Raw genomic sequence first — 4,587 nt, 5'->3', positions numbered from 1 at the left:
CGGCGCGCCCCGTGCCACCGGTGGTGCCCGTGCCGCCCGCGCGTCCGGTGGGTCCGCCGGTGGCGGGCCCGGTCGCCGGAGCGGCGCCGCGGCGTCCGGCCGAGAGCGCCCCGCCGCCGCGCCAGAGCCCGCCGCCACCGGCAAACGCTTACGCACCACCGCAACCGCAGCCGATGGGGGCGCCGAGGCAGGAGCGCGAGAGCATCGTCGCGCTGTTCCGCGTGCACATGTTCCCGCTCGGCCATCTCCCGGTGGCGACGTCGCGGCCTGCCCGCCAGCTTCCGGTGCCACCACCCGAAATGGACTATGCGCCCGGCCTCCGTTTCCCGCCGCACGACCACCCGAGCTCCGACCTGATCGACTCGGCCGAAGCGCTCGAGAAGGTCCGGGCCGGGTACGCCCGCCTGCCCTCGACCGCGGCCCCGCCGCCACCCGCGCTCGCCGAGGGGTACGACCCGTTGGGCGGGCTGCACGAACGCGACTGGGAGCGCCGGTTCCTCGCGGGCACGCGACAGTCCATTCCGGAGTACGCCTGGCCCCCGGGCGAGCTCTACCCCGAGGGCGGCCACGAACCGGGCGAACCGGAACTCGTGCCGGAAGGCACCCTCCTGGACCGTTTCGGCGGCGTCCGCGGCCGGGTCTTCGCGCCGGAAGGCACCCCGTTCGTCAAACGCTCGCTGCCGCCGTCCGCGTCGCACGGCGAATACCGGCGGTATCGGGTGCTCCGCGACATTCCACTGTGGACGGCCGTGTCCGCGCCGTGGTTCGCCCAGCCCGGCGGCGGGATCCGGTACCGCGCCGTCTATTCCGCCGACGAACTGGTCACCATGGGATACCTGGCCTTGGAGGAGGCGGAGTGAACGTCGAATCGGTCGCACGGTGGCTGGAGTCGATCGGGGTGCCGCACGAAGTGGTCTCGATCGGCGCCGAGGCCGACAATGCCTGGTGCCTTCTGCGCGTCGACGAGTCGGAAGAGGGCGCGCCCGTCTGGGAGGTCTTCTGGCGCGAGCAGGGCAACCGCTACGACTGGGCCCGTTTCACCAACGAGCAGGTCGCCTGCCACTACCTGTTCGGCCGGCTCGCCTGGTCCCAGGTCGCTCGCGGCGCGGTCGGGTTGCTGCCTACCCCCTGACGTCGTGCAGGTGGTGGACGGGGTCGTGGATGAAGTACCGCGCGAACGTCTCCACCGTGAAGTGGGAGCCGTCGCTGCGGGATCCGGTGCGTTCCCATGCCGGACCGGAAACCGCGGCGAAGTCGTCCGCCAGCGCGGCGGCCGCGTCGGCGAGCGCGGCCGCGACACGCTCCGGGTCCTGTTCGGAATACCGGTCCTCGACGGCTGTCTTGTCCTGATCCCAGTTCGGGAACTCCGGCGCCGGCGCCGTCAGCATCAGCGCGAGACGGTCGCGGAAGATCCGGCACGCGTCCCGCACGTGGCAGGCGTACTCCAGCGGCGACCAGGTCTCGTCATCCGGCCGGACGCGCACATCCGCGCGCTTGAGCACCCGCTGCCATGACGCCGCGTTGTCCCGCAGCAGCGCCGGGACTTCGTGCCGCTCGAAACTCGACGTGTCCAGCCCGCACTCCGGGCATGGCCGCCGCAGGACCCAGGTCCAATCCTTGGTGTCGCGCATGGGTTCAGCATGGGCCGGGCAGGCCCGCGCGCACCAGCGCGGAAAACTGCACGAACCGTTCAGCTGTCCTGCAGGATCTTCAGCGCCGCGTCGTGCAGCCGCCCGTTGGACGACAGCGCCGAACCGCCGTCGAACCGGACGGCACCGGTCAGGTCGCTGAACCGCCCACCGGCCTCGGTCACCAGGACCTGCATCGGCGCGACGTCCCACGGGTTCACGACCGCCTCGGCGGCCAGATCGATCGCGCCCTCCGCGACCAGGCAGTGATGCCAGAAGTCCCCGAAGGCGCGGGTCTCCCAGCAGGCGTCGTTCAGCGCCAGATACGCGTCGCGCGAGTGGTACTCGGTCCACGAGTTCAGGTGCGTCGTCGACAGGTAGGCGTCCGACAGCGACGACACGCCCGACACCGAGATCGGCCGCTCGCCCGCCGTATCGCGCAGCCAGGCGCCCTCGCCGAGGCTCGCCCACCACCGCCGCCCGAGCAGCGGCGCGCTCACCATGCCGACCACCGGCGTACCGTCCTCGACCAGCGCGATCAGCGTCGCCCACACCGGCCCGCCGCGCAGGAAGTTCTTCGTCCCGTCGATCGGATCGAGGATCCACGTCCGGCCCGCCGACCAGCCGGAACCGCCGCGTTCTTCGCCCGCGACGGCGTCCGACGGGCGTTCGGCGGCGAGCACCTCGCGTACGGCGTCCTCGACGGCGGTGTCCGCGTCGGTGACCGGCGTGCGGTCCGGTTTGCTGCGCACCTCGAGGTCGAGCGCGCGGAACCGGGCGGTGGTGATCGCATCGGCGGCGTCGGCGAGACGCCCTGCCAGAGTGAGATCGGCGAAGTAGCTGGCCACGCGACGATGTTTTCACGCGCGCCGGTCGTAGAGTTGGCCAGGTGAGCATGGTGCTACTTGCCGAGGACGATCCGGCGATCGCGGAACCGCTGTCGCGCGCGCTGCAACGTGAGGGCTACGAGGTCCAGGTCGTCGCGGACGGGCCGACCGCGCTGGACGCGACCGGGGAGCACCGGGTCGACCTGCTCGTACTCGACCTGGGCCTGCCCGGGATGGACGGTCTCGAGGTGTGCCGGCGCCTGCGCGCGAGCGGGACCGAACTGCCGGTGCTGATGCTCACGGCGCGCACCGACGAGGTCGACTTCGTCGTCGGCCTCGACGCCGGAGCCGACGACTACGTGGCCAAGCCGTTCCGCCTCGCCGAACTGCTCGCCCGGATCCGCGCGCTGCTGCGCCGCCGCGCGCCGGAGGTGCTCGACGCCGGTGGCGTGCGGATGGACCTCGGGGCCCGGCTCGTCACCGTCGAAGGCCGCGAGATCCAGCTCGCGAAGAAGGAGTTCGAGCTGCTCCGGGTGCTGATGAGCCACGCGGGCGAGGTCGTCAGCCGCGACGAGATCCTCGCCGAGGTGTGGAACGAGCTGGAGTCGAAGACGTCGAAGACGCTGGACATGCACATGTCGTGGCTGCGCCGCAAGCTGTCGGTGACCAGCGACGGCAAGGGCGCGGTCGTGCACTCTGGCGACGGTGAGCGCCGCATCGCGACGGTGCGCGGCGTCGGCTTCCGTTTCAACACCGAGTAACCCGCCGTGCGCCGCAGAATTCTGCTGGCCATCCTGGTGGCCGTCGCGGTGACCGCGGCCGCGCTCGGCATCCCGCTGGGCTTCACGGCCTGGAAGCTCGTCGACAGCATCACGACGGAGGATCTCGGCGCCCGCGCGTCCCAGATCGCCGCCACCCTCGACACGGACCTGGCCGACGGCACGCTCGACACCGACGACCTGGCCAAGGTCGCCGTCGCCATCCCGCCCGGTGGCCGGCTCACCGTGCGGCTGCCGGGCCAGTCCGAGCAGACCGAGGGCGCCGACCCGGGCAGCGACGCGGTCACCGCGCGCGTGCAGCTGGCCCGTGACGGGACCCTCGAACTGGCCATTCCCGCCGGCCCGACCCGGTCCCGGCAGACCACGGTGACGTTCGCGGTGCTGCTGCTGGTCGTGCTGTCGGTGAGCATCGGCACCGTGGTCGCGACCGTCACCGCCCGCCGCCTCGCCAAACCGCTGCGGCACGTCGCGGAGCGGGCGGCGAAGCTCGGTGGCGGAGATTTCCGGCCCGATCCCAGCCGCTACGGGGTGGGTGAGCTGGACATGGTGGCCGAGGCGCTGGACACCTCCGGGACCGCGCTCGCCCAGCTCGTGCAGCGGGAGCGGCAGCTGGTCGGCGACGTTTCGCACCAGCTGCGCAGCCGGCTGACCGCGCTCCAGCTGCGGCTGGAGTCGCTGACCATCGTGGACGACAAGGACATCGCCGAAGACGCGCGCGCGGCGCAGGAGCAGGCCGACCGGCTGTCGGAAGCGCTGGAGGAACTGCTCGCGGCGGCGCGTGCGGCGAGCGAGGTCGACGCGGAACCGGTCGAGCTCGCGAGCGTGCTGCCGGAGATCGCGCAGGAGTGGCGCCAGCTGCTGCGGGCGGAGGGCCGGAACCTGCGGCTGAAGATCGGTGACCGGCTCATCGGGCGGGCGACCCCGGGCCGGCTGCGTGAGGTCGTCGGCGTGCTGCTGGACAACGCGGTGCGCCACGGCGCGGGCACGGTGACGCTCGCGGCTCGGCGCGGCGAGGCCGAGGGCACGGTGGTGGTCGAGGTGAGCGACAACGGTTCGGGCATTCCCGACGAGTTGGTGCCGCACGTGTTCGAGCGCGGGTTCTCCGGCGGCGGATCGACCGGCGTGGGCCTGGCGCTGGCCCGCGCGCTCGCGGAGGCGGACGGCGGGCGGCTGGAGCTGTCGAGCCGGCGGCCCGCGGTGTTCAGCCTGTTCCTGCGCGTACCGAGCCCGGGGGACGTCCCCGAAGTCCGCTGGCCCTCCGAACGCGTCCCCCGCTAACCCCAATGCCGCGTAGTTAGTGGTCTTGGTAGGTCGTCAACCGTCAAGGATCTGGACGGTGATGGTGGTTGTGTA

The 4,587-nt window shown here is 72.4% G+C and carries 6 protein-coding genes; 4 read left to right on the top strand and 2 right to left on the bottom strand.

Going from position 1 to position 4,587, the window contains the following annotated elements; translation table 11 throughout:
* A partial coding sequence (locus tag FG385_RS33600; RefSeq protein ID WP_139100851.1) for a TNT domain-containing protein occupies positions 1 to 860 on the top strand: 860 nt, incomplete at its 5' end.
* Entirely contained in the window at positions 857 to 1,132 is a 276-nt protein-coding gene (locus tag FG385_RS33595; RefSeq protein ID WP_139100850.1) for a hypothetical protein, read from the top strand. The genes FG385_RS33600 and FG385_RS33595, both read left to right, overlap by 4 nt.
* On the opposite strand, the gene FG385_RS33590 is transcribed toward FG385_RS33595, so the two are convergent.
* Positions 1,122 to 1,631, bottom strand: coding sequence for a DinB family protein (locus tag FG385_RS33590; RefSeq protein WP_139100849.1), 510 nt, complete (start codon positions 1,629 to 1,631; stop codon positions 1,122 to 1,124). The two genes, FG385_RS33595 and FG385_RS33590, sit on opposite strands and share 11 nt — an antisense overlap.
* Positions 1,632 to 1,690: 59 nt before the next feature.
* The gene (gene hisN, locus FG385_RS33585; RefSeq protein ID WP_139100848.1) at positions 1,691 to 2,476 is read right to left on the bottom strand and encodes a histidinol-phosphatase; all 786 of its coding nucleotides are present in this window, start codon (positions 2,474 to 2,476) and stop codon (positions 1,691 to 1,693) included.
* A 47-nt stretch (positions 2,477 to 2,523) separates the two neighbouring features.
* On the opposite strand from hisN, the gene FG385_RS33580 reads away from it, so the two are divergent.
* On the top strand, positions 2,524 to 3,216 hold the full coding sequence (locus tag FG385_RS33580) for a response regulator transcription factor (protein WP_139100852.1): 693 nt from the start codon (positions 2,524 to 2,526) through the stop codon (positions 3,214 to 3,216).
* Between the two features lie 6 nt (positions 3,217 to 3,222).
* A complete protein-coding gene (locus FG385_RS33575) occupies positions 3,223 to 4,512 on the top strand; it encodes an ATP-binding protein (RefSeq protein WP_139100847.1) in 1,290 nt (429 codons plus the stop codon).
* Positions 4,513 to 4,587 lie beyond the last annotated feature (75 nt).

The organism is Amycolatopsis alkalitolerans (assembly GCF_006152065.1).
Classification (GTDB): Bacteria; Actinomycetota; Actinomycetes; order Mycobacteriales; family Pseudonocardiaceae; genus Amycolatopsis_E; species Amycolatopsis_E alkalitolerans.
Note: the sequence above shows the minus strand (reverse complement) of the source record. Positions and strands in the feature narration are given on the sequence as shown.

Bases quoted from the DNA above. Each gene is read 5' to 3' on its own strand.
- FG385_RS33580 (WP_139100852.1), top strand. From the start codon at position 2,524: ATGGTGCTACTTGCCGAGGACGATCCGGCGATCGCGGAACCGCTGTCG.
- FG385_RS33590 (WP_139100849.1), bottom strand. From the start codon at position 1,631: ATGCGCGACACCAAGGATTGGACCTGGGTCCTGCGGCGGCCATGCCCG.